We start from the raw sequence: 23916 nt of genomic DNA on the forward strand, positions 1-23916 counted from the left end.
CTCACTGCTCTTGCTTGAGTATTTGTACTACATTTTGTCGTGCGGAATGTGGGTTATAGGGATGAAGTCGAAGCAGAGTATCAGGAAGTGCTGAAAACTAGAGAAGAAATTCGTCAATACTGGCAAGAGCGAAATCGAGAGCATTTTGCGCGAATATCTGCTCATTCTCCCGCACCTGGAAAAGAACATTTATGGAAAAAACTTGAGGAGCAAAAAGCTAAACATTCCTCGAAAAAATAATGAAATTTTTGGTCGATTACAATTGGGATAGCTATGAGGAGTGCGAGCATCTTGCTCGCTGGTTTCTCTAGCGAGCGAGACGTTTGTCCTGCGGACACACTACGCTACGCATTCCTAAAGCACCAAATTAGCTGAAACAATCTACTACAGATAGATGTAATGCGTAAGTCTTGATGATAAGTTTACGGTCAACTATCAACACGCCCCTGTCCACTGGTATAATTACCTTCAGCTATGCCTTGTCTCTCTGGGCCAAGGTATTGCATTCTGTTTCATCTGCAATTCCTCTATGATGTCTGCCATATCCAACAATTCCCTCACGTTCTTGATCTTACTGATTGCCCTGGGCATCTTGTTTTGGGGCTTTCAACGCGCTCGCCCCTATGGTAAGTTGGGAATCCTGGCTTGGTTGCAGTCCGTGGTGCTGATGGTTCCCTGGTTGTTGTTTTTTGGGCTGTTTTCCCTGGGAATTTATCTTAACCTGGCGGGAATTTTGTTTTTGCTGCTAGGTTCAACGGCAATTTATATTTTCTTGGGTAGGCAGTTGCGAGTATCGGGACAAGATGAGCTGTTGCGTCAACAGGTGGCTGAACGGTTGAAACAACGGGAAGAAAACACTTCGGCTCCGCTCAGTGACCAAGAGTTTGCGGGTCAGACGGGAGAAACGCCTTCATTAGTCTCTTCAGAACCTATGGGTATCCCCACAGAGGAGTTGAATAAGATTAAGGAAATTTTTGGCATCGATACCTATTTTTTGACGGAAACCCTGCCGTATCAGGAAGGAGCGATTTTTAAGGGCAATTTACGGGGTGACCCGGATAAGTCCTATGAGAAACTTGCGGAGCGGTTAAGGGAGCGGGTTGGCGATCGCTATCGGTTATTCTTAGTGATAGGGCCGGATAATAAGCCAGTGGCGATCGTACTACCCCAAAGCCAAGACCCCAAACCCCTCACCCTGGGTCAAAAGGCTTTAGCCGCAGGTTTAGGCGTTGCCACCATTGCCACCAGTTTAGAAGCGGGGGGAATTTTCCAAGGCTTTGACTGGTTTAGTGAATGGACAAGGTGGCCGGAAGCGATGCCGATCGCCCTCGGCCTGTGGGTGATATTATTAGTCCATGAGTTGGGCCATCGCTGGATGGCGCAAAAATACCAAGTTCGCCTCAGTTTCCCCTTTTTCCTTCCCACCTGGCAAGTCGGTTCCTTTGGCGCAATTACCCGGTTTGAGTCTATCTTACCCAACCGCAGCGTCCTGTTTGATATTGCCTTGGCCGGGCCAGCAGCAGGGGGTTTGTTATCCCTATTTCTGTTAATTTTGGGCTTATCCTTATCCCATCCCGGTAGTCTGTTTCAAATTCCCTCCCAATTTTTCCAAGGCTCAGTTTTGGTAGGAACTTTAGCGCGGGCAGTTTTAGGGGATGTGTTGCAAAATTCCCTGGTGGATGTGCATCCCTTAACCCTGATGGGATGGTTAGGTTTAGTTCTCAGTGCCATTAATCTGATGCCTGCGGGTCAATTGGATGGGGGGCGCATGGTACAAGCGATTTACGGACGCAGAATTGCTGGAATTACTACGGTTGCGACTTTGATTGTGTTGGGGTTTGCCTCATTTGTGACTCCTTTGGCATTGTATTGGGCGATCGTTATTTTAGTCCTCCAACGGGATCTAGAACGACCGAGTTCTAATGAAATTACAGAACCTAATGATGCTCGCGCTGCTCTGGCTCTTTTAGCTCTATTTTTAATGATTGCCACCCTCATGCCCTTAACCCCCAGTTTAGCTGGGCGCTTGGGGATTGGGTGATACAGCGCTTCGCGCGGTAATGGGTAATAGGTAATGGGTAATGGGAAAACCATTTTTCACACTATAGTTAATATTCGTAGGGTGGGCAGGGAATAAGCGGCATTATTCAAAGTCTACAACCCTACCCTGCCCACCTTACCCAGATACTTTAGTTAATTATCCGGATTTGATATAATTTGAAAAACAGCTTGATTAACTATGCAAATTCGGGACTACTTCAACTTTCTTGCCCCTGATGATATCCGAATCAAGGGCAGTCGTATCGGCATTGAAAGTGTTCTTTACGAGTATATTTATCGTGCCAAAACTGCCGAAGAAATTGCCCAACAATTTGAAACCATTACCCTAGAAGAGATTTATGCCACTATTCTTTACTATTTACACCACAAAGAAGAGGTGAGTGCTTACTTGGCAGATTGGCTAGAGTTTTGTCGTCAACAACGAGAAGCGCAACAACAAAATCCTTCTCCTGCACGACAGAGGTTTCGCCAATTGAAAGCAAAAGCCGAAGTTAGAATTCTAATGTCTTGACCCAATTCCTAAACATTTGCAGGGCTTGACTACTCCCCGATACTTTACTTTCCTCGACAGATTGATTTACCCATTTAATAATGGGAATGTTGGGAAATGTGGGACTTTGCTCTGAGGTAATATACTGTCCACCTTGTAAGAGATGAATTTCTAATCCATTGGAGGAATAGCGCCAGAGTTCTAGTACCCCTAAACGTTGATAATGTTCTAAGCGAGTTCGAGAAGTCAGATCGATTTCTATGGCTAAATCAGGAGGGGGGTCAAGGGTCAAATCGAGTCGCTCTTTGCCAATAATTGCTGCTTGATTTTGAATATAAAAACAGGCATCCGGTTCAACTGCTTGAGTCATTTGGGCATTTTTTAAGGTAGTTGACCCTAACGATTCATAATTTCTCCCCTGTTCGTTCAGTAGGATTTTGACCATATCGCCAATGATTTCTTTGGCTTTTTCATGTTCTGGGAGAGGAACCATTATTTCTAATAACCCATGACTATAAGACAGCCTGACAGCAGGATGTTCGCCAAATTCAGTTAAAAAGTTGTCTAATTGCTGCCAGCTCACATTGTCTAGCAAGATTTGCTGCCCAGCTTGGATTTTGAGGGGGTTGAATTCTAACAACATTAGAGAAAAAAGTGTTAGATGTAATTAATGGTATGATAATATATCATGCTTCAAAAGTCAATCATATATAGATAAGGAAGATGTTTATTTCTGTAGAATCCCTAACTTTCAATTAACCTCTAACTCATGAAAAGTCTACTGATTACCGGAACGGATACGGAAACGGGCAAAAGTGTCTTAACGACAGCCCTGATTGCTTATTGGCAAACCTATTATCCAAACCAGTCTCTGGGGGTGATGAAACCGATTCAATCTGGGGTGGGAGATCTGGAACTTTATCTCGATTTATTCACCCTCGACCAGTCTCCAGAATCGATTACTCCTCTCTATCTGCAAACTCCTGTAGCCCCTCCGATCGCCGCAGAAGTGGAGAATAGAACCATTGACCTTGCCCCTATATGGCAGGCGTTTACTAGCCTTCAGAAGAGCAAAGAGCGGGTGCTGGTGGAAGGTTTGGGGGGGTTGGGTTCGCCCATTACCCATGAGTTGGTGATTGCGGATTTGGCTAGGGATTGGAAGCTGCCGACGGTGTTGGTGGTTCCGGTTAAGTTGGGGGCGATCGCCCAAACCGTCGCTAATGTTGCCCTCGCTCGTCAATATCGCGTCCCTCTGATCGGACTGGTACTCAACTGCACCCATCCCTGCACCCCCACGGAGCAGGAACACTGGGCCCCCATTGACCTGATCGAGTCCCTGACGCAAATGCCAATTCTGGGCACACTCCCCTATTTAGAGAACCCCAGGGATGTCAAAAAACTGACTCAAGCAGCATCTAATCTTGACCTAGAGCGACTTTTTCAGCCATTAAAAATTAATAAAATTAAAGAAAGTTAATCGTTATTCTCTTTCAGTTTTGCGCTAGAATCCTGTTGCCATAGGCTTTTTTCTCTCATAAAGCAGAGAAATCTCAAGGTGATTCCTATAGTATTTTTAGAAGGTTTAGAACCGTGTTATTGTCGATTAAAAACCTTTAAAAAGCGTTATTTTGACAACATGAAATTAGGGCAAATTACTGGATTAGCGTAAGTGATGAAACTGAAGAACCTACTTTTTTTACCTTTGCTGCTGTTAATGGCCTGTGGTTCTCAGGAGATGGGGTCTAACTCCAATTCTAGGGAAGCGATCGCCGCTTGTCCACCGCGAATGACCTTAGCAGTTACCGATATTGTGGGAGAAGAGCGCCTCAAAAACGAGTTTGGCGCATTTCAAACCGCTCTGGGAGAAATCTTAGGGATTCCCATTGACCTCTTTCCCATGAACGATCGCGTCACCGCCGTTCCTGCACTCCTCTTTGAGCGCATCGATCTCGCCCTAGCTGGCCCCTCTGAATATGTCCTCTTAAAAGCCAATGCTGATGCAATTCCCTTAGTCGGGATTACCCGTTCTGGCTATCATACGGTGATTGTGTCTAATGCTAACAGTGGTATTGAAACCTTAGAACAGCTCAAAGGTAAAACCCTAGGGATTCGGGAAGAGGGATCGACAGCGAGTCACTTAGGCGCTCTGAAAATATTAGCCGGGATGGGGTTAAAACCCAATGAGGATTTTAAGGTCGAAATTATTGGCAGCGATCGCGGATTAGTCGTCCTCAAGGAAGGTCAACTCGACGCTTGGTCAGATGGCAACCCTCACTATCAGCGTGCCCTAGGAAAATACAATCTTCAAGCCTCAGATTTTACCCTAATTTCCGAGGGAGACCCGTTACCCAACGATCTGATTGTTGCTAATCCATCTCTGGATGCCAAGTGTATCACCGCATTGCAAGCTAGGATTGTTGAAAATGAAAGGAGGTTAATTGACGCGATTATCGCCTCTCCAGCGAACCAAAAATATGCACAATCGCGAATGGTTGCTGCTCAAGACGAAGATTACGACCTGATTCGGGAAGGATATCAGGCGATCGGTCAAGAAGATTTACTTTCACCCACTGAAGAATCCGTTATTATTCATGAAACCACTCAAGAAAACATGGAGAAATAACCCATGAAAAAATGGCTGACCAACTGGCAAGTTTCCAGTATATTCCGAAAAATTGCTTACGCCAACTTCCTAGTGGTCAGTATTTCCATTACTGGAACAGTTCTAGGATTTTTCATCGGTGATTATTATGAAGAGCAAGCGCAGAAAAACTTAACTCAAGCCACTCAACAAGAAGAGCTACTTCGCAGCTTAGAAACCTATATTCTTAAACTTCGCGCCCATCCTTATAAACTCATTGGCACAGTCGAACAAGCGCTATGGTTTCGTTACGAAATTCAGCAGTTTGAAGAACATATTGATGATATCAAAAGTTTAATTAATGAACTTAATCAATTAGGAAGTCTTTCAGGAAGTGCCGCCCAATCGATTGATGAATTTTGTGAAGAGGCTGAGATAGCGATCGATCGGTATGAAAAACGCTTTCAGGAAATCTGGCCCCAAGTCGATCCCCTGCGATTATCACCGCAAAGCCGAGCAGAGGCTCAACAACAAGTTTTGCTTTCTGTTCTAGAAGATGAAACTCAAAGTATTGATGTTCAATTTGAGAAATTAACCAGTCAACTTGATAAACTGCTTGACATTTCCGAAGAGCAACAAGAAACCGCACACTTACAAACAAAACAGGCAAAAAAAATACGAAAATTAATTATTTCTATTAGTCTAGTTATTTCTACTTCTATGGCATTTATTTTGGCCATTTATACCGGACGAAAAATTGCGAGTCCTATTGAATTAGTGACCAAAACAGCCCAAAAAGTAACCGCAGATTCCAATTATAATCTGGAAGCACCTGTGATTACAAACGATGAAGTTGGAATTTTGGCTAATGCATTTAATCAACTCATTGTCAAGGTCAAAAAACAGATTTATGAACTATCAGAAGCACAATACTTTTTAGAAAAAAGAGTTGAAGAAAGAACCCATAAATTACAGGAAGCTTTAGACTCCCTGCAAGAAACTCAGGCACAACTGATTCAAACCGAAAAAATGTCGAGTTTGGGTGAAATGGTTGCCGGAGTTGCCCATGAAATTAATAATCCCGTGAGTTTTATCCACGGCAATATTACCCATGCCCAGGAATATATAGATGACCTTTTAGATTTATTACTCCTTTACCAAGAAGTTTATGTGGATATTAAACCTGAAATTCAAAACAAAATCGAGGAAATAGACTTGGATTATATTCAATCTGATTTTCCCAAAATCTTAGCTTCAATGCGTATGGGAACCCGCCGAATACAGACCATTGTCTCGTCTTTAAGAAATTTCTCGCGTTTAGATGAATCAGAAGTCAAGGATGTTAATCTTCATGAAGGATTAGATAGCACGTTAATTATTCTCAGTAGCAAAATAAAACCAGAAATTGAAATCATTAAACAGTATGGAGAATTGCCCCAAATTAATTGTTATCCGGCTCAAATCAATCAAGTTTTTCTCAATTTAATTGTCAATGCAATTGATGCGCTCTTGAATAGTGATGTAGAACCCAAAAAGATCTCGATCATCACGGATAGAATCAGCCGCAATCGAGTTCAGGTTAAGATTGAAGATAATGGGCCGGGAATACCTAAAGAGATTCACCATAAGATTTTTAATCCGTTTTTTACCACTAAGCCAATTGGTGAAGGAACAGGGTTAGGTTTAGCGATTTCCTATCGCATTATTGAAAAACATGAGGGTAAACTTGAAGTTATTTCTGAAGTGGGTCAAGGCACTACTTTTAAAATCACGCTTCCCATAAAATCCTAGGGTGGGTAGCAGGGGGTTTTCAAAGTCCGGGGAAATCTTTAAAAGAAAAGATCCCCCCTTGCCCCCCCTTAAAAAAGGGGGATTTTCCGCAAGCGGACATGAAAGGGGGATCAAGATGTCCCACATAACAGCGAAAACTGCTGTCTTATAGCGCTTTCCGCTTCGCGGACATGAACGCGCTAGGGAATAGGGAATAGGGTTGTGGTATAATTTTGAGAATAAAAAAACCCTGCTTATTAAGGGTAATTTAGGGGGATCTCAAGAGAAAAGCTATATGATAGATAACCATGGATCGATCTGAGTATTATGGCCATTGAAATTGAACGCAAATTTCTAGTCAAAGGAGACAGTTGGCGAGGATTAGGCAAAGCTATCCACTATCGCCAAGGTTATATTCGCACTGAAAATCATGCAACTGTGCGCGTGCGAATTGCCGGAGATCGGGGCTACTTAACCCTGAAAACCTTACCCTCTGGGTCTTCTGGCATTCGTCGCCTAGAGTATGAATATCCCATCCCCTTAGAGGATGCCCAGGAAATGCTAGAGTATTTGTGCGATCGCCCCCAAATCGATAAAACTCGCTACACCTTTAACTGGGGCGGCATGGTTTGGGAAGTTGATGAATTTGCCGGAGACAATCAAGGCTTAATCCTCGCAGAAGTTGAACTCACCGATGCCAATCAAGAGATTCAATTACCGGAATGGGTGGGTGAAGAAGTATCCGAAGATTACCGGTATTTTAATTCTTATTTAGCCAGCCATCCCTATAGTCAATGGAAGTCTTGATAGTATTTTGCCCTCTCCCTTTCATGTCCGCAGGAAAATCCCTCTCCCTAAATCCCTCTCCCACGGGAGAGGGACTTTTCCCCCTTCTCCTGCGGGAGAAGGGGGCAGGGGGATGAGGGGCAGCCATTACATAACTCATTTAGGTTTGCTATATTTTCAAATAAATTCTAATTTTATGTCGATTCAACTTCGGACTGAAATCCTCAAATCCTACGGAGCAACCCCTTCAGAAGTGGAAGAACTTCTGACCTACAATCAAAATATTTTTGACCCCAGTCAACTCAAGGACTCTCCTACCTTTCCCTTAGAACCCGAACCGCATATTCAGACTTGGGAAACCTATCTGAGTGAATCTCAAAACCATGGCGTATTTCCTACCCTGAAATCTAAACTCGTTCAGTGGCAATTTCCCATTCAATCGGGTATCAGTGAAACAGAAAATTATCGCGCTGCCACTCGCAAAGGAAAAGCAACACATGAAATGCCAGAAGCAACGGGATTAGTGTTGCAAGAGCCAGAGAATTTAGCATTACAACTCTATGAAAGTTTAGCGGGAAAAATTCCCGTTTTAATCGTCGGATGTCGCCCCGATTTTGTCTCGATTATCCAAGCCTTAACCCAGCGCAATGAACCCCAACCGATTCCCGATTCTATGGGAGCCAGTATGATTGCAGGATATAATAATTGGGATCGAATTCGTGCCTATCGTCAAGGATGGGAAGAAAAACAAACTCAACCGGTTACAGAAATGCAGTGGAAACTTGAGTTTAAACGCCTCACTCCTCAAAAACATCTGTATCAAGACCGGTTTATTGTCCTCAGTTCTGGGGGATATAGTGGGGTGAGTGCTGCCGAAATGGGGATGACAGAATTGGAATGGTTGCAGGTTTCGCTTCAGATTCGTTTAGCCCATGAATGCACCCATTATTTTACTCGTCGGTTGTTAGGAGCAATGCGAAATAATTTGATGGATGAACTGATGGCAGATTATCAAGGAATTGTTGCTGGAAATGGTGGGGAGTATCGAGCAGATTGGTTTTTACGCTTTTTGGGGCTGGAGAATTTTCCAGAGTATAGAGTTGGGGGACGGTTGGAAAATTATCGCGGAGATCCTGAACTGTCTGAAGGTGCGTTTAAGGTGTTGCAGTCTTTAGTTAAGGATGCGGCAGAAAATCTAGAACGCTTTCATCTCCATCATGCTGAAGCCTTAGCTACTCCAGCAGGACAAGCGCGTTTATTGATTGCTTTGAGTCAGTTAACTTTGGAAGAAGTGGCTCATTCTCAGGAAGATTTTTTAAGTTCCCAGTTTCAATTCATATCAAATCCTTAAATAGTTGTCATTGCGACCGCAGGGAAGCAATCGCTGCAATTAGCTATCTGGATCGAGATTGCTTCATTCCGCTTTCGGCTGTCGCCGACATGAACGCTCCATTCGCAATGACGTACTATAACTAATCCAACGGACTTGATCTAGCTAAAAATATCCAATTCCATAGCCCATTTCTGCAAAACCAGAAGTGGTAAACATACTAAAGTTTATGTCTTGATCTTCGCATTGCTGGGCAGCAGCAGCTACAAATTCTTGATGTTGAGTCAAGGGGTGGGGGAGATTCTGACCGAGTTGACAAAACTGCTCAAATTCATTGAGTAATTGTGGATGGTCAAATTTTTTTAACTCAGTCTGGTAGTTAGATTGGGCAAATTTCCAAAATTCGCTCTCAAATCTCGATCCCATGGAATAGTGCCAACCGATAAATAGGGCTGTTCGCATGAGATGATTGAAGAGAATTTGATTAAAGCGTTGTAAATTGTCAGGCTTAAGTTTGGGTTTGGTGTGCTTGAAAACTAACTGACGTAGAGGCCAAACGGATAGCGATCGCATAAAAACCAAGATCCAGACGATCGCTGTGGCTTCGAGAGGTTCCAAAAATGACGCAGTATTGCCAATGCGGAACACTGCTCCATCAAAAAAGGAACGGCAGGTAAAGTTAGGGAATGTGAGCTGGCGTTCTTTAGCAACGGACGTTACACCTTCACTGTCTAGAAAAATATCAAAGTCCTGGGTTACGTCCTCAATACTGGTAATCAAATGGTTATAGATATAACCATAGGAGGTGCGGTGAGTGAGGGGAATCATAAAAATCCAACCATGGGGACGGGCGATCGCTCTGGTGGCTGAGTTGTATTCAAACGGATGACCATTGATTTTCAGGTCAACAATACCGCCAGGGATAGCTGGACATTGGCGCAGGAGAGCCGCATTGGTGGGAATAATGTTCACCTTGATATGCTCATCCCCTAGGGTTTTCGGGAGTCCCCGTGCATCGATCGCAAAGTCTACGTCTAGGTGAGTGCGATCGCTAAACTCAATCTTAGCCACCATCCCATCACTCTCCAGTGCAATGACTTTCTTATGAATAGAAGTTGCCGACACATACCGATCCAGCAACTTCACAATTTCCTCAGAAGAAAGATGATAAGCATACTCCTCTCGCAGGGGGCAAAAGTGATGAAAGAACGATTGATGTTGAGTTCCCCAATTCTCAAACTTAATGCCATACTTACGAGTCATAAAACATTGCTCGACTAACTCTAAGTCGCTTAAACCCGTCAGTTCTTGTAACCAATCCCGAAAAATAGCCGTTGTTCCCTCTCCCACACCAATAATGGGGATATTTGGATCGTAAATATGGTACAAATCGAAAGTCGGGAAATATTTGCTCAGGTGTGCAGCCGCCACAAAACCGGCTGTTCCACCCCCAATTACAGCAATTTTCATAACGGCTTACTCTGGCTTGATTCTAAAAGTTTAGTGGAAAAGAAGCTATCGTTTATAATCGTGAGTAACGGATAAACATTCCTGTAAATTAACCACACCATGATACATGCCTCCTGGTGTAAAAACAATATCTCCAGGCTCTGCTATGCCAGTCAGGACGCGATCTTTATCTGGAAAAAACCACCAGTATTTTGAACCATAAATACTCACATTCCAAGCATGACACTCTTCAACATCGATATGAGCTTCTGTCATTGAAGAAGGCGGGCCCAGAAAAATCCATCGATATTTGTCAGGTTGATATGAAGCGTCTGCAAAAAAAGGTGGGATTGAATAATCTTCCTCTAAAAAACGATTTTCTTCTATGGGAATATCACGCAGATAATTGGTCTTTCTATTGGAAAAAGACAATTGAGGGAAATTAGCTAAATATTTCTTGTAGTTATTAATGCAAAATTTCTCAGTGATGAAATTGCGATCCCACTTCTCAAACGCTTTCCAATTCAACGGAAAGTTTTTGATCATCACCGGAATATTTTGTTTTTCATACGTTTCAATAAATTCATCCGTTGAAATAGCTTCAATCACCTGCACTGGCTCATAACTCTTTTGGCGATTGTCTTGCTTTTTTCTAATCAGGTTTTTTAAGACTGATACACTATCTAGGGTTTCTGACATGGTGAGTTAAACTAAAACGACATTGGATTGATTTAAACCTTGCTCTGCCAAAACTTGATCGATACTCATAGCGTTAATCTCATAAGTTTCACCCAGTTTTTCCAGTAATGTCTTTTCAATGAATTGGCATTGATCGTCAGGAGTATAGCCACTAATTCGCGATCGACAGATACAAACCATCTGAATCTCAACGTTGTGGGATACCAAAAAGTTAACTAACTGTTCAATCCGATTAACAATCGCATCCTCTGAGACTTTCAATTGTCTATCAAAAGAGTCATCTGTGAACGGAAAATCATGAAATTGAATATAGTATCGATTCTCTTCAACTCGAATGGAAAAACGGCTGCCATAAAAAATTCTCAAGAAATGATATCGATCTTGGATTAAGGATTCATACTGCTCTTTCGTAATTTCAAGAATGCCTTCACCTTCAAAGACTTGCTCATTACAAGAAAAGTAATCTAAGTCGATATCTAGAACTACAGTTTGATCGTCTGGGAATTCATCATCCACCGTCAAATGTTGAATTTTGGCCAGCTTGCAAGAGGGATCGCCTAATAACTTAATCACATTTTTTAGACCCGTTTCTTCAGGCTTCAGGGGTTTGGCGACTAAGATATCATGCTCTGGATTGGGAAAGTACAGTTTATAAGTACGCCTTTTTGTCGATAATTTAGGCGAGGGATGTCTGAGCCAATATTCTTCCTTAAAGACTCCCTGATAGAGGGCGGGTACAATAAAATTGGCAATGTTTAGCTCATTGTAAGTAAACTGATAAACCTCGGATAGATCGCGGGTATTCAGTTGATCTAGCGGCTTTTTGAAGCTCGGATAATTAAAGTCTGAATGCTCATCGACATGAAACAAAATATTATCAGATTCTGGGATTAATTTTTTATGGATTGCATAATGCCAGATCAAAAAAGCTTCGTTGTGTTCTTCAAAAGTAAAAACGGGAATCATTATTAATCCTTAAATTAACTTTAACTGACTCTGATTAATTGGCGTTAGGAGGCGGAAATTGGTAAGCGACTGTAACTCGCAGTTTATTACATAAACGACTGGGAGCGCAACCCCGATGAGGGATAGTATTATCAAAAATAATTACTCGTCCGGGTTTAGGGAGACAACTATAGATCAGATCGGCCTGACTCAAATCACGATGGCTATAAAATTTGGTTTCTCCATCCCAATCTGCTCTCCACATGGGATTGATATAACAAACTGCTGTTTGTCCTGGATTCTCTAAATTTTCTGAATCCCGATGAATACTATCTCCGAGGGCAAAAACATGACCATTGACGATCGTTCTGGGAGTATCGGGTTTATAGTCGAGTTGTTCGGTAACAAGTTGTCTGAGTTGATCGATACTGTCTGGAAACTCTTCTGTTGCCCAAAAAGAAGTAAATAGGTCGTCTTCATCTCCGTAGTTTTTAAACTCCCAACGCAAGCCAGATTGATAGTAGTTATAGATCTCTGTTAATAAGTCGTGGGGGATTAGGTTATCATAGACTCTGATCCGACCAGAGTCTAGTTTGACTTCAGTGAGTGAGGCTGAGGAAGAACGACCAGAGGAGGAGCCAGATGGACGCTTTGATTCGGATAACTGCATAGAACTGACAATTTTTTTCTTCTCTTGCTTGTACTCTTCTCTTAATTGGTTATTTTCCCAAATTTCATCTAAGGAGAGAAATTGCAATGGATAAATTTGGCTCAGGCGCTCTACCAGTTGTTCTTGAATCCATGGCCATTGTTCTTCTCCCCTGAAGCCACTGATTTGAGAGCGACGAATACAAATCAGTTTGGGATCGATACTATTTTGCTTTAAGAAATCAACCAGTTCATCTATTCTCTGAAGCTGGTCTTCTGGATGAGCAGGACTGGAATTGATACTGAAGTAATCGGAGACAATATCCAAAACGACACCTTGCCGATCGGGTTGATCTAAAATGGTCGATTTGGGGTTTAATGTCTGAAATTCTTGGAGTTTATATTTCGGTTTGATCAGCCATTGCAAGAAAGTCTGGGAATCGATTTCTTCTTTGTGGAACGTTTTGTAGGTTAAAATCTCTCCACTTTGAGAGGTATAAGTACAAACCCACAGGGATTGAGACGGTACTTCTTGATTGGGATAAAGCCAATAGACTTCCTTAAACAAACCCCGATGGATCATGGGTACAAGGAAATGAGCGATGGATATCTCGTGGGGATAAATACCATACAGTGCTGCTAAATTAGGCTGGTCATTAATATATCGATTGATATGAAGGAGAATATTCCCGTCTTCAGAGATCAATTGTTTGTGTATGGCATAGTGCCATAGGATAGAAGACTCTTTCCGGTCTTCAAATATAACGGTATGGATCATTTTTGTCTTCGTTATTATTACGGGGTTTTATGTTTTTTTTGAACTATGTAGTCGCTCTAAATCTTGAAGCTAAATAATGGTAAATACTTACCCACAGTAACCCACAAGACTCATCAAAATCCATTAAATTTAATATTTTCTTAAAATGTATAAATAAAATATAAAGAAAAACAAGATAGCCTTGTCAATTCAGAAAGTACCTGGTTATGATGGCGGGCAAAGTTAGACCGAACTTAACCAACTTACATAAGGAGTTTTTGCTCAATGTCCATTGAATCTTTGTCTAAAAAAATCTCAGAATCCTCAGAATGGTCTCAAAAGTTTGAAGCTTGTGAGACAAACGACCAAGTTATTTTGACTCTTCTGAAGGGATCGGTAGACTTAGGTGAAGGAAACTTAACTGTTAATGAGTTGGTATCCTTCATTGATAATTTGAGTTCCGCAGACGATCAAGAGCTAGATGATGCGGAATTGGAAGCAGCAGCCGGTGGTGGCTGGGCCCGTCGGTCTTGGAGACGTGCCAGTAGAGGAACTTGGTAGTTGTACCCTGAATTCAACTTCACAGTTTGACCCAACGTTCAAGATATAGTATGGAGATTAAGAAGCTATGTCAATTGAATCCCTGTCTAAAAAAATCGCGGAATCTTCGGAATGGTCTCAGAAACTGGAAAGTGCTGAGAGTAATGAACAACTCGTTTTAACTCTCCTGAAGGGATCGGTAGACTTAGGTGAAGGAGACTTAACCACTAGCGAGCTGGTGTCCTTCATTGATAATTTGAGTTCCGCAGACGATCAAGAGCTAGATGATGCGGAATTGGAAGCAGCAGCCGGTGGTGGCTGGGCCCGTCGGGCTTGGAGAGGTGTCTCTAGAGTTTGGTAGTTTTGTCGCTAACCCACTGACCTGAACAACTATAAATCTCATGCAAGGTTTGTATCTTGATAAATATCTAGATATAAACCTTGTTGAGTTTTACAGCCCTTTTGCCTGTTGCCTGTTGCCTGTTGCCTGTTGCCTGTTGCCTTTTGCCTTTTGCCTTAACTGATAATGAATCAAAACCTAACTACTCAAACCCTGATTCGAGGTAATGAACCGCTTCTGTTGAATGACCCTAATCGAGTTTGGTTAATTGAGTCAGGTTCAATGGTCGTTTTTGCGGTCAATGTGGTGGATGGAGTGGCTCAAGGAGCGCGTCGTTATTTGTTTAGTGCTACAGCAAATGAAACTCTATTTGGGTTGGGCGATCTAAGCAATGCTCCTTATCAACTGCTGGCGATCGCCATAGAAGAAACAGCACTAACATCATGGAGTCTGAACGATTTTCTTGAGCCAGGACAAGGCAATGGCCATCATGCAGACTTTGCACAAATGCATGTGGAACAGTGGAGATCTCGCCTCAGCTCCCCTTTTTCCCATACCAATATTCCCTTTACGCCTCCAACGCTTGAAAACCTGGAATCCACTGCCGTTCTGTCTTCCTATCTCGATCACCTGCATCAAGACTTTCTCCACAGTTTAGACCAACTCGAACAGGAAGAACTAGCGGATAAACTCACCCAATTTCAAGAGCGCCAACGGCTGAATCAAAACACTCAGCGCAGCAGTATTGGCGATCTCGTCTCTGTCCTCAAACCCAAACAAGCGGAATTTCTGCAAGAAGGAACGCCTCTGTTGGTGGCTGCGGGGGCAGTGGGACGCTCCATGGGGCTTGAAATTCGCCCTCCTGCACACTCAGAAAATACGGAGCGGACGAAAAACCCCCTCGATGCGATCGCCCGCGCTTCCGGTATTCGCATTCGTCGCGTTCTATTGAGCGATCGCTGGTGGGAAAAAGACTGCGGCGCTCTCCTGGCCTATACTCAAGAGGATAACCATCCCGTTGCCCTGCTACCGGGAAAACGGGGCGGCTACGACCTCTTCGATCCCATTGCCGAAGCCCGCACACCCATCACTCGCGCCCTCGCTTTCCAACTCGATCCCGTTGCCTACACCTTTTATCGACCGTTCCCAGATAAACATCTGAATTTCCTGGAACTGTTGCGGTTTTCCCTGCGAGGTTTAGGACTCGATGTAATTACCATTGTGCTGATGGGCATTCTCGCCTCCTTAGTGGGAATGGTGGTTCCCCAAGCCACCGGTATTCTGATGGATCAAGCCATTCCCGATGCCAACCGCAGCCTAGTATGGCAAATTGGACTTGCTCTCTTAGCGGCTAGTTTTGGTAAAGCCATTTTCGAGTTAGCCCAGGGGTTTGCCATTCTGCGAACCCAAGCCCTTTTCAACTTTGCCAACCAAGCCGCCCTCTGGGATCGACTGCTGAAGCTGCGGATGTCTTTCTTTCGCCAGTATGCGACTGGGGATTTAATGGATCGAGCGACTGCCTTCGATCAGATGCGACAACTGCTGACTGCGAATGTGATGCGATCGCTCTTTACGGGCGTGTTTTCCTTGCTGAACCTGGGCTTGATGCTATTGTATAGCGTACCCCTCACCCTAGCGGCGGCGGCGATCGCGATCGTCAACGTGATCATCACCCTAATTGTCAGCAACATCACCCGCAAAAAAATGCAACCTCTGCAACAAATTCAAGGAGAAATCTTTGGATTAACCGTGCAACTCATTGGCGGCGTTTCCAAACTCAAAATTGCCGGAGCAGAAAAGCGAGGTTTTGCCTACTGGACAAAAAAATATAGAGAACAACTGATGTTAACCCTGAGTACAGAGGGTGTTGAAGATGCCGTAAACCTCTTTAATACCATCTTACCCACCGTCAGTTCCATTATTATCTTTGCCGTAGCCGTTCAACTAATTAACACCGCTCAAGCCCAAGGACAAGCCGGACTCTCAACCGGAAAATTTCTCGCCTTTAATGCCGCCTTTACCATTTTAATTACCGGTCTCACTAGCCTCAGCGATACCCTAATTCAAGTCCTAGAAGTATCCGTTCTCTGGGAGAGAACCCAACCCATTTTACAAGCCATTCCAGAAGTCGATTTATCCAAAGCCGATCCTGGAAAACTCAACGGCGATGTAAAACTCGACCGCGTGACCTTCCGTTACCGAGAAGATGGCCCCCTCATTCTCAATGAAGTCACCGTCGAAGCCAAAGCTGGAGAATTTATTGCCCTGGTTGGCCCTTCCGGAAGTGGTAAATCAACCACCATTCGTTTACTCCTCGGATTTGAAACTCCAGAAGACGGAACCGTATATTATGACGGTCAAGATTTAAGCGGTTTAGACATCTCCGCCATCCGCCGACAATTGGGAGTCGTTTTGCAAGGCGGACGCATTAATACTGGTTCCATTTTCGAGAATATTTCCAGTGGCGCATTAGTCACCATGGATGAAGTTTGGGAAGCCGCACAAATGGCCGGATTTGCCGAAGATGTGGAAAAAATGCCCATGGGAATGCATACCGTAATTTCTGAAGGTGGGGGTAATCTTTCCGGAGGACAAAGACAACGATTACTGATTGCCCGTTCCTTAGTTTTAAAGCCCAAAATCCTCATTTTTGATGAAGCCACCAGTGCCTTAGATAACCGCACCCAAGCCATTGTCAGCCAAAGTTTAGATAGTCTAGATGTGACTCGAATTGTGATTGCTCACCGTCTGAGTACCATTGTCAATGCCAATCGCATCTACGTGATTGAAGCTGGTATTGTTGTGCAGCAAGGAACCTTTGACGAACTGGCATCACAACCGGGTTTATTTGCCCAATTGATGGCGAGGCAAATGGCGTAGAGAGGCAATAGGCAAGAGGCAATAGGCAAAAGGCAAGAGGCAAGAGGGAATCATAAGGCAAGAGGGAATGATAAGGCAAGAGGCAAAAGGCAAGAGGCAAAAGTTTAAGAGGGAGGAGTGAACTGTGTCAGAGATTAAAGATTTTAAAGATTTAATGATTTGGCAAAAAGGAATGGATATTGCAGAAAAATGTTATTATCTTACCCAAAATTTCCCCAGAGAAGAACGGTATGTTATGGTGGATCAAATTAGAAGAGCTGCTGCATCTATCCCTGCCAATATTGCGGAAGGATATGGAAGACGTTCTAGAGGTGACTATGCAAGATTTCTGAATATTGCACAAGGTTCAATTAATGAACTCCAAACCCATCTTATTCTTTCTGAAAGAGTAGATCTATGTACGAACAAAGATATAGAAACAATCCTGTCATTACTACAAGAAGAAACGCGAATGATTGCAGCACTGATCAAAAAGCTCAATCCCTAACAATCCCTATTCCCAAAAGAAAAGGGTAAAATCAGTTTCTAACTCTTGCCTCTTGCCCTTTACCTCTTGCCTTTTGCCTTTTGCCTTTTGCCTTAAAACTATGCAACAAACCATCGCCCAATTCCCCTATTTTGAAGTCCTCAAATCCCAGGATATTGATTGGATTGTTTCCCAATCGACCTCAGAGGACTGTAAACCAGGAACGGTTCTGATTCAACAAGGATCTCCGGTTGAATCAATTTATCTGTCTCTGTCTGGGACTTTAGCGGTTACGGTCTCTGGAGAAAAACAAGCGGAACAAGAACTCAAGCAAATGCATGGGGGAGAAATGATGGGAGAGATGTCTTTTTTAGATAACCATCCCCCTTCGGCTAATATTAAAGTGGTTGAACCGTCGAAAGTTCTATCAATTTCTAAACAAAAGCTGGCGCGAAAGTTGGACAGTGATGGAGATTTTGCGGCTCGATTTTATCATTTGTTAGCCTTAAAACTCTCCGGTCAGTTGCGGGGACTGTCTAATTTGTTAACTCATACAGAAGCGACAGCAGCGAGTCAACCGTTACGCAAGGTTCTGTTGGTGTTTTCGATTTTAACCGATCGCGACATTTCCTGGGCGATCGCCAATGGTACATCCCAAAAAGTGACCCCCGGAACCACCCTGATTGAACAGGGAAAACCCGTACCGGCGGTGTATATTCTGCTCGAAGGAAATCTCGGCATCTATATTTCCCTCTCCGATAATGGAGGGAACCGCGAGAAACAAGTCGCCAATTCCTTTAAGGGAGAGATCCTGGGGGAAATGTCGTTTGTAGAAACCGGAATGGCTTCAGCAACGGTAAAAGCGGCGGAAAAATCTTGGATACTGGCGATCGATCAAGCCAAACTAGCCGCTAAACTGGAACAGGATCGCGGCTTTGCGGCTCGATTTTATCGGGCGATCGCCATTGTACTCTCGAATAGATGGCGCGATCGCCTCTTCCGTCGAGGCTTTGCTACCCTAGAGAGCGAGCCAAGCGACTTGTTATCCGAAGATATTGAAGCCGAAGATGAACTCGATCTCGATGTCATTGACGGAACAGCGATCGCCGGAACCCGTTTTGATTGGATGATTCGGCAACTGCGCTAACCCAGTAACCATAAATGAGGGGTGCATCTATTACATAGCGCTTCGCGCTAGGCAAAAGGCAAAAGGCAAAAGGCAAAAGCTTGTATTGCTTAGGGTCTAAGGCTTGAAGCTGTACTCAATAGAAGATAGAATTGCTATAAAAATTGTTAATTGTTAATTGTTAATTGTTAATTGTTATGCCTAGTCAAGAAAAAGATTCCAAACCGAGCATTTTTCGCCAAGAATCTTTAGACCAACTGTCTTCTCCAGAACGGCTCGATCAGCTCATGCAAGTGGTGAGTCCGAAAGACTGGCTGCCCTTAACGGTGTTGGGAAGTTTAGTCTTTATTGGATTAGTCTGGAGTGTTTTCGGACGCATCCCCATTACCGTTCAAGGCAAAGGCATTCTCATCGATCCGCGCCGCATTGTCGATTTCCAATCTCCTATTTCTGGACAACTGGAATCTTTGCATGTAGAACCGGGCGAATGTGTCGAAAAAAATACGCTTTTAGCGACGATTAATCCCTCGGAACTGCGAAATAAACTCGCATTAGCACAAACGAAAAAGGAAGAATTAGAAGACCAATATAACCAAACTGCTTTGGTCTTAAATCAGAAAAATAGCCGAGAGCTAGAGGCGATCGCCGCTTCTAGAGCCAGTATTCAACAGCGCCTTCGCGATACCCAAGCTGTTACCCCCCTGCTCAAAGAGCGCGGTTTAGACTCCATTGCCGAGCAGCGAGAGAGCTTGCAGGAACAGTTAGCCAATACGCAAAACCTCAGCCCCATCCTCAAAGATAAAGTGTTAGAGGCGATCGAGGAACAGCGCCAAAGCGTGCAACAGCGCCTCGATAATGCTAGAGAACTCGCTCCCGTTTTAGAAGAAAGGCTCACCAAGCGCCAAGAATTAGTGGTAGAAGGGGCGATCGAAGAAGATACCGTCTTAGATGCTCAACAATCCTACATCGGAGCCTTAGAAAATATTTCCGAACTCGAAGCCCAACTGAAAAATCTCGATGTTCAAGAAGCCGATGCTAGACGACAATCTGTGGAAAATCTCAGTCAAGTAAGCAATTTACAAGCCCAAATTAAAGCCTTAGAAGTTCAGGAAACGGAAGCGGAAAAGCGCTATTTAGATAATCTCAATGAAGTAGGCACACTCACCGCCGATCTAGAAGAATTAGACACCAGAGAAAAGCGCCTAGAGCAAGAAACCCTTGAGGAACTGAATACTAAAAGAAATCAAATTCGGGAAGTCGAGCGGGAGATGATTCAACTTGAACAACAAATTGCTGAAAAGAGTGAAATTCTCAGCCCTAACTCTGGATGTATTCTGGAAACAACCGCCACAACCGGGCAAGTGGTTTCCATGGGAACTCGCTTAGGATCGATGAATATGACCGGAGCAGAGGGAAAAATGATCGGCATTACTTATTTTGCCCTCAGAGATGGTAAAAAAATTCAACCCGGAATGCCCATTCAAATCACGCCCGATATTGTTAAACAACAGCGTTATGGTGGTATTGTGGGCACGATTACCTCGGTTTCTGATTTTGCTGTCACTGAAGCAGGAGCTACCACCATTGTGGGCAATTCCGATGTGGTGAAGGGATTAATTTCTAGTGGTGGCGTAATCGAAATTCGAGCCGAATTACAAGAAAATGAAAATAACTTTAGTGGTTATCAATGGTCTTCTTCTCAAGGGCCACAATTGGAAGTTAGCCCAGGAACAACGGCAACAGCACGAGTGAGGGTAGAGGAGCGATCGCCCATTACCTTCGTCTTACCGATTTTGCGAGAATGGACAGGAGTGTATTAATATCAATTAAAAATTAAAAATTAAAAATTAAAAATTAAATTCAACTATTACAATTCTCTAAAAAATCATGGCCCAAGCAACTGCGGAAAAAGAAACAAAAGAGAAAGTCTATAAGCGGGTAAAAACGCCGACCTTACTGCAAATGGAAGGGGTTGAATGTGGTGCTGCTTCTTTGGGTATTATTTTAAGTTACTATGGCCGGATTGTTCCTTTGCCCGAACTGCGAATTACTTGCGGAGTGTCTCGTGATGGGAGTAATGCGGCCAATGTGGTGAAAGCCGCTAGAACTTATGGCCTGCAAGCGAAGGGATTTAAGAAAGATCCCATGAAGCTTAAAGATGTGAAGCCTCCCTTCATTGTGTTTTGGAATTTTAATCACTTCCTGGTGGTGGAAGGGTTTGTCAAGGATCAAGTGTATTTAAACGATCCAATGGATGGCCCCAGGAAGATTTCGTTTGAAGAATTCGATCGCGCCTATACGGGAATCGTTCTGATCATGGAACCCGGGCCAGACTTCAAAAAAGGAGGGCGCAAACCCAGTATGGCTGCTGCCTTGTATAACCGCCTTCAAGGGTCTTTAGGCGCGATTCTATACTGTATTGTAGCGGGTCTGCTGCTCGTGATTCCTGGGTTAGCCGTCGCCGTTTTCAGTCAGGTCTTTGTGGACAATATTCTGGTAGAAAACCGGATGGAATGGCTGCGGCCGCTGATTTTGGGGATGATTCTGACGGCGATCGTGCAAGGGATGCTTTCCCTGCTGCAATTTCGGTATCTTAGACATTTGCAGATTAAACTTTCGGTCACCATGTCCGGTAATTTTCTGTGGCATGTTTTACGACTTCCTCAAAGATTTTACGCACAAAGGTTTGCTGGAGAAATCGGCGATCGCGTCAACCTGAATACCAAAGTCGCCAATGTTCTCTCTGGTGAGTTAGCCAAAACCGTCATTGATGCGATGGTTGTCGTCTTTTACGCGGCTGTCATGTTCGCCTATGACTGGGTACTCACCCTGATTGGCATCTTCTTTTCCGCCGTCAATGTCCTCGTTTTGCAATGGGTAGCCCGGCGACGCAAAGATACCCACAGTCGCTTAACCCAAGATGAAGGTAAACTTGCGGGTGTCAGTATTGCCGCCTTACAAAGTATTGAAACCCTCAAATCTGCTGCCTTAGAATCAGACTTTTTCGCCCGTTGGAGTGGCTATTACGCCAAAACCACCAACGCCCAACAAACATTAGGCGTTCCCGATCAAATATTAGGAATACTTCCTTCCCTCGTCACCTCTTTAACCACCTTATTTCTACTCGTAGTCGGTGGTTTTCGGGTAATGAGTGGCGAACTCAGTATTGGAATGTTGATTGCCTTTCAAAGCTTAATGACCAGCTTTCAACAACCCGTTAGCACCCTGGTTCAATTTGGCTCTACCCTACAAGAATTAGAAGGCGATATTAACCGTTTAGATGATGTCCTTGATAATGAAGTCGATGCCCAAGTCGCCCAAGAGACCAAAAATCAGAATGCTCTTCAAGTTTATGCCAACACTTCCTATAAACTACAAGGATATTTAGAGTTACGCAACCTTACCTTTGGCTATGCAAAAGTCAATCCCCCATTAGTGGCAGACTTAAGCTTAAAACTCCAACCCGGACAGCGTGTTGCCCTAGTCGGAGGCAGTGGTTCGGGCAAATCAACCGTTGCCAAATTAGTGGCTGGACTCTATGAACCTTGGTCAGGAGAAATTCTGTTAGACGGTATTCCTAGAGAAGATATTCCCAGAGAAGTATTAACCAATTCTCTCTCCATGGTGGAACAAGATATTTTCTTATTTGGCGGTACAGTCCGAGATAATCTCACCCTTTGGGATAGTACCATTCCCAATTCCCAATTAATTCGTGCCTGTGAAGATGCCCAAATTTTAGATGCCGTTTTAGCCATTCCTGGAGGACTGGACGGGAGTTTATTGGAAGGAGCTGGAAATTTAAGTGGAGGACAGCGCCAGCGTTTAGAAATTGCCCGCGCTTTAGTCAACGATCCTTCACTTTTAGTGATGGATGAAGCCACCAGTGCCTTAGATGCGGAAACAGAGAAAATTATCGACCAAAATTTGCGTCGTCGAGGTTGCACTTGTTTGATTGTGGCTCACCGTTTGAGTACGATTCGCGATTGTGATGAGATTATTGTTTTAGAACAAGGTAAGGTTGTACAGCGCGGAACCCATGAGGAGATGAAACAGGATGAAGATAGCGTTTATGCTCGATTAATTCAATCGGAGTAATACAGCGCGAAGCGCTGTAAAATTGAGAGTCATTGTATCGTAGTGCCGTGACACAGCTAAAATGAGGTCATCAATGTAGTGCGAGCATCTGGCTCGCTTCCTTTCTCTAGCGAGCCAGATGCTCGTATTCCTAATGTTAACCAGTCTTCAAAATCCTTGGGTGAAACAACTGCGAAAGTTACATCAACCCAAAGGGCGCAAACAAGCCCAATTATGTTTATTGGAAGGAACCCATTTGGTAGAAGCGGCTTGTCAGGTGAATGCCCGTTTAGAGAGTGCCGCCTATACTCCGGAATGGTTGGCGAAATATCCCCAGATTGGAGAAAAACTGCCAGAGTGCTGTGAACGGGTGCAACCGGTGAGCTATGAGGTGTTGAAGTCCATCGCCACTACGGTGAATCCCGATGGTGTAATTGCTACTCTGCGCCGAGATGCTCGTAAACCTCTTTCGCCACAACTGAACCGACTAGGGCTAATTCTGGAAACGGTTCAAGATCCAGGGAATTTGGGCACAATTATTCGCACCGGTGCAGGGGTAGGCTTAGAGGCGATCGCCCTCAGCCAAGATAGTGTGGATTTAGATCATCCCAAAGTCCTACGTGCTTCTGCGGGGGCTTGGTTTCGGGTTCCGATGGCGATGCAACCGAGTTTACCGGATTTTATTTCTCAATGCCGTCAAGAACAGATGCAAATTATTGCTACCACTGCGGATGCACCCCAAACCTATTGGGACATCAATTGGACACAACCAACTTGGGTATTATTGGGCAATGAAGGGGCGGGGTTATCCTCAGACCTGTTGGAGTTAGCCGATCGCCAGGTGAGCATTCCTATTGCGGAGGGAGTAGAATCTTTGAATGTGGCGATCTCTGCTGCTCTGATTCTTTACGAGAGCCAAAGACAATGGACGCAGAAGGATGGATAATTTCCTCAGATTCCATCTTTTGATAAAG

At 43.9% G+C, this 23916-nt stretch carries 20 protein-coding genes and 1 pseudogene; 16 read left to right on the forward strand and 5 right to left on the reverse strand.

Annotation, left to right across the window (positions count from 1 at the left end):
* Window positions 1-63: 63 nt before the first annotated feature.
* From PMG25_RS09595 to PMG25_RS09605, 3 genes and pseudogenes are all read left to right on the forward strand, one after another.
* A pseudogene (locus tag PMG25_RS09595) lies at window positions 64-240 on the forward strand (DUF433 domain-containing protein); the annotation flags it as partial.
* Window positions 241-532: 292 nt separating this feature from the next.
* Window positions 533-2041: a site-2 protease family protein gene (locus PMG25_RS09600; protein ID WP_347178796.1), complete on the forward strand. Its 1509-nt coding sequence runs from the start codon at window positions 533-535 to the stop codon at window positions 2039-2041.
* Between the two features lie 198 nt (window positions 2042-2239).
* Window positions 2240-2572 (forward strand): DUF433 domain-containing protein, encoded by a 333-nt coding sequence (locus PMG25_RS09605; RefSeq protein WP_283766679.1) that lies wholly within the window; start codon window positions 2240-2242, stop codon window positions 2570-2572.
* Here the strand turns inward: PMG25_RS09605 and PMG25_RS09610 are convergent.
* Window positions 2553-3194 carry a Uma2 family endonuclease gene (locus tag PMG25_RS09610; protein WP_283766680.1) on the reverse strand — a complete coding sequence of 214 codons (642 nt, stop codon included), beginning with the start codon at window positions 3192-3194 and terminating at the stop codon, window positions 2553-2555. The genes PMG25_RS09605 and PMG25_RS09610 overlap by 20 nt on opposite strands.
* Window positions 3195-3320: 126 nt before the next feature.
* Here PMG25_RS09610 and bioD point away from each other — a divergent pair, with 126 nt between their 5' ends.
* The 5 genes from bioD to PMG25_RS09635 all read left to right on the forward strand — a co-directional run bounded on the left by bioD (window position 3321) and on the right by PMG25_RS09635 (window position 9039).
* Complete coding sequence (gene bioD / locus PMG25_RS09615) at window positions 3321-4028, forward strand: dethiobiotin synthase (RefSeq protein ID WP_283766681.1); 708 nt, start codon at window positions 3321-3323, stop codon at window positions 4026-4028.
* Between the two features lie 195 nt (window positions 4029-4223).
* Window positions 4224-5174: a PhnD/SsuA/transferrin family substrate-binding protein gene (locus PMG25_RS09620; RefSeq protein ID WP_283766682.1), complete on the forward strand. Its 951-nt coding sequence runs from the start codon at window positions 4224-4226 to the stop codon at window positions 5172-5174.
* A gap of 3 nt (window positions 5175-5177) precedes the next feature.
* Window positions 5178-6923 (forward strand): sensor histidine kinase, encoded by a 1746-nt coding sequence (locus tag PMG25_RS09625; RefSeq protein WP_283766683.1) that lies wholly within the window; start codon window positions 5178-5180, stop codon window positions 6921-6923.
* Window positions 6924-7229: 306 nt separating this feature from the next.
* Window positions 7230-7709, forward strand: a complete 480-nt coding sequence (locus PMG25_RS09630) for a CYTH domain-containing protein (RefSeq protein WP_283766684.1) — start codon at window positions 7230-7232, stop codon at window positions 7707-7709.
* A 175-nt stretch (window positions 7710-7884) separates the two neighbouring features.
* A complete protein-coding gene (locus PMG25_RS09635; RefSeq protein WP_283766685.1) occupies window positions 7885-9039 on the forward strand; it encodes a DUF7005 family protein in 1155 nt (384 codons plus the stop codon).
* Window positions 9040-9183: 144 nt separating this feature from the next.
* On the opposite strand, the gene PMG25_RS09640 is transcribed toward PMG25_RS09635, so the two are convergent.
* Genes PMG25_RS09640 through PMG25_RS09655 form a run of 4 tightly spaced genes read right to left on the reverse strand, consistent with a single transcriptional unit; the run spans window position 9184 to window position 13537 of the window.
* On the reverse strand, window positions 9184-10488 hold the full coding sequence (locus tag PMG25_RS09640; RefSeq protein ID WP_283766686.1) for a tryptophan 7-halogenase: 1305 nt from the start codon (window positions 10486-10488) through the stop codon (window positions 9184-9186).
* 45 nt (window positions 10489-10533) lie between these two features.
* Window positions 10534-11166 (reverse strand): cupin domain-containing protein, encoded by a 633-nt coding sequence (locus PMG25_RS09645; RefSeq protein WP_283766687.1) that lies wholly within the window; start codon window positions 11164-11166, stop codon window positions 10534-10536.
* A 6-nt stretch (window positions 11167-11172) separates the two neighbouring features.
* On the reverse strand, window positions 11173-12132 hold the full coding sequence (locus PMG25_RS09650; protein ID WP_283766688.1) for a peptide arginase family protein: 960 nt from the start codon (window positions 12130-12132) through the stop codon (window positions 11173-11175).
* Between the two features lie 34 nt (window positions 12133-12166).
* On the reverse strand, window positions 12167-13537 hold the full coding sequence (locus tag PMG25_RS09655; protein WP_283766689.1) for a 2OG-Fe(II) oxygenase: 1371 nt from the start codon (window positions 13535-13537) through the stop codon (window positions 12167-12169).
* A gap of 264 nt (window positions 13538-13801) precedes the next feature.
* Here PMG25_RS09655 and PMG25_RS09660 point away from each other — a divergent pair, with 264 nt between their 5' ends.
* From PMG25_RS09660 to PMG25_RS09695, 8 genes are all read left to right on the forward strand, one after another.
* Window positions 13802-14077 (forward strand): hypothetical protein, encoded by a 276-nt coding sequence (locus PMG25_RS09660; RefSeq protein WP_283766690.1) that lies wholly within the window; start codon window positions 13802-13804, stop codon window positions 14075-14077.
* 67 nt (window positions 14078-14144) lie between these two features.
* Window positions 14145-14417, forward strand: a complete 273-nt coding sequence (locus PMG25_RS09665; RefSeq protein ID WP_283766691.1) for a hypothetical protein — start codon at window positions 14145-14147, stop codon at window positions 14415-14417.
* A gap of 165 nt (window positions 14418-14582) precedes the next feature.
* Complete coding sequence (locus PMG25_RS09670; RefSeq protein WP_283766692.1) at window positions 14583-17276, forward strand: NHLP bacteriocin export ABC transporter permease/ATPase subunit; 2694 nt, start codon at window positions 14583-14585, stop codon at window positions 17274-17276.
* 124 nt (window positions 17277-17400) lie between these two features.
* On the forward strand, window positions 17401-17763 hold the full coding sequence (locus PMG25_RS09675) for a four helix bundle protein (RefSeq protein ID WP_283766693.1): 363 nt from the start codon (window positions 17401-17403) through the stop codon (window positions 17761-17763).
* Window positions 17764-17863: 100 nt separating this feature from the next.
* Entirely contained in the window at window positions 17864-18889 is a 1026-nt protein-coding gene (locus PMG25_RS09680; RefSeq protein WP_283766694.1) for a cyclic nucleotide-binding domain-containing protein, read from the forward strand.
* A 176-nt stretch (window positions 18890-19065) separates the two neighbouring features.
* Window positions 19066-20688 carry an NHLP bacteriocin system secretion protein gene (locus PMG25_RS09685; protein WP_283766695.1) on the forward strand — a complete coding sequence of 541 codons (1623 nt, stop codon included), beginning with the start codon at window positions 19066-19068 and terminating at the stop codon, window positions 20686-20688.
* A gap of 67 nt (window positions 20689-20755) precedes the next feature.
* Window positions 20756-22963: an NHLP family bacteriocin export ABC transporter peptidase/permease/ATPase subunit gene (locus PMG25_RS09690; protein WP_283766696.1), complete on the forward strand. Its 2208-nt coding sequence runs from the start codon at window positions 20756-20758 to the stop codon at window positions 22961-22963.
* A gap of 133 nt (window positions 22964-23096) precedes the next feature.
* Complete coding sequence (locus PMG25_RS09695; protein ID WP_283766697.1) at window positions 23097-23888, forward strand: TrmH family RNA methyltransferase; 792 nt, start codon at window positions 23097-23099, stop codon at window positions 23886-23888.
* The last annotated feature ends 28 nt before the right edge of the window (window positions 23889-23916 follow it).

Origin of the sequence: Roseofilum capinflatum BLCC-M114, assembly GCF_030068505.1 — a bacterium.
In the GTDB taxonomy this organism is placed as follows: Bacteria; Cyanobacteriota; Cyanobacteriia; order Cyanobacteriales; family Desertifilaceae; genus Roseofilum; species Roseofilum capinflatum.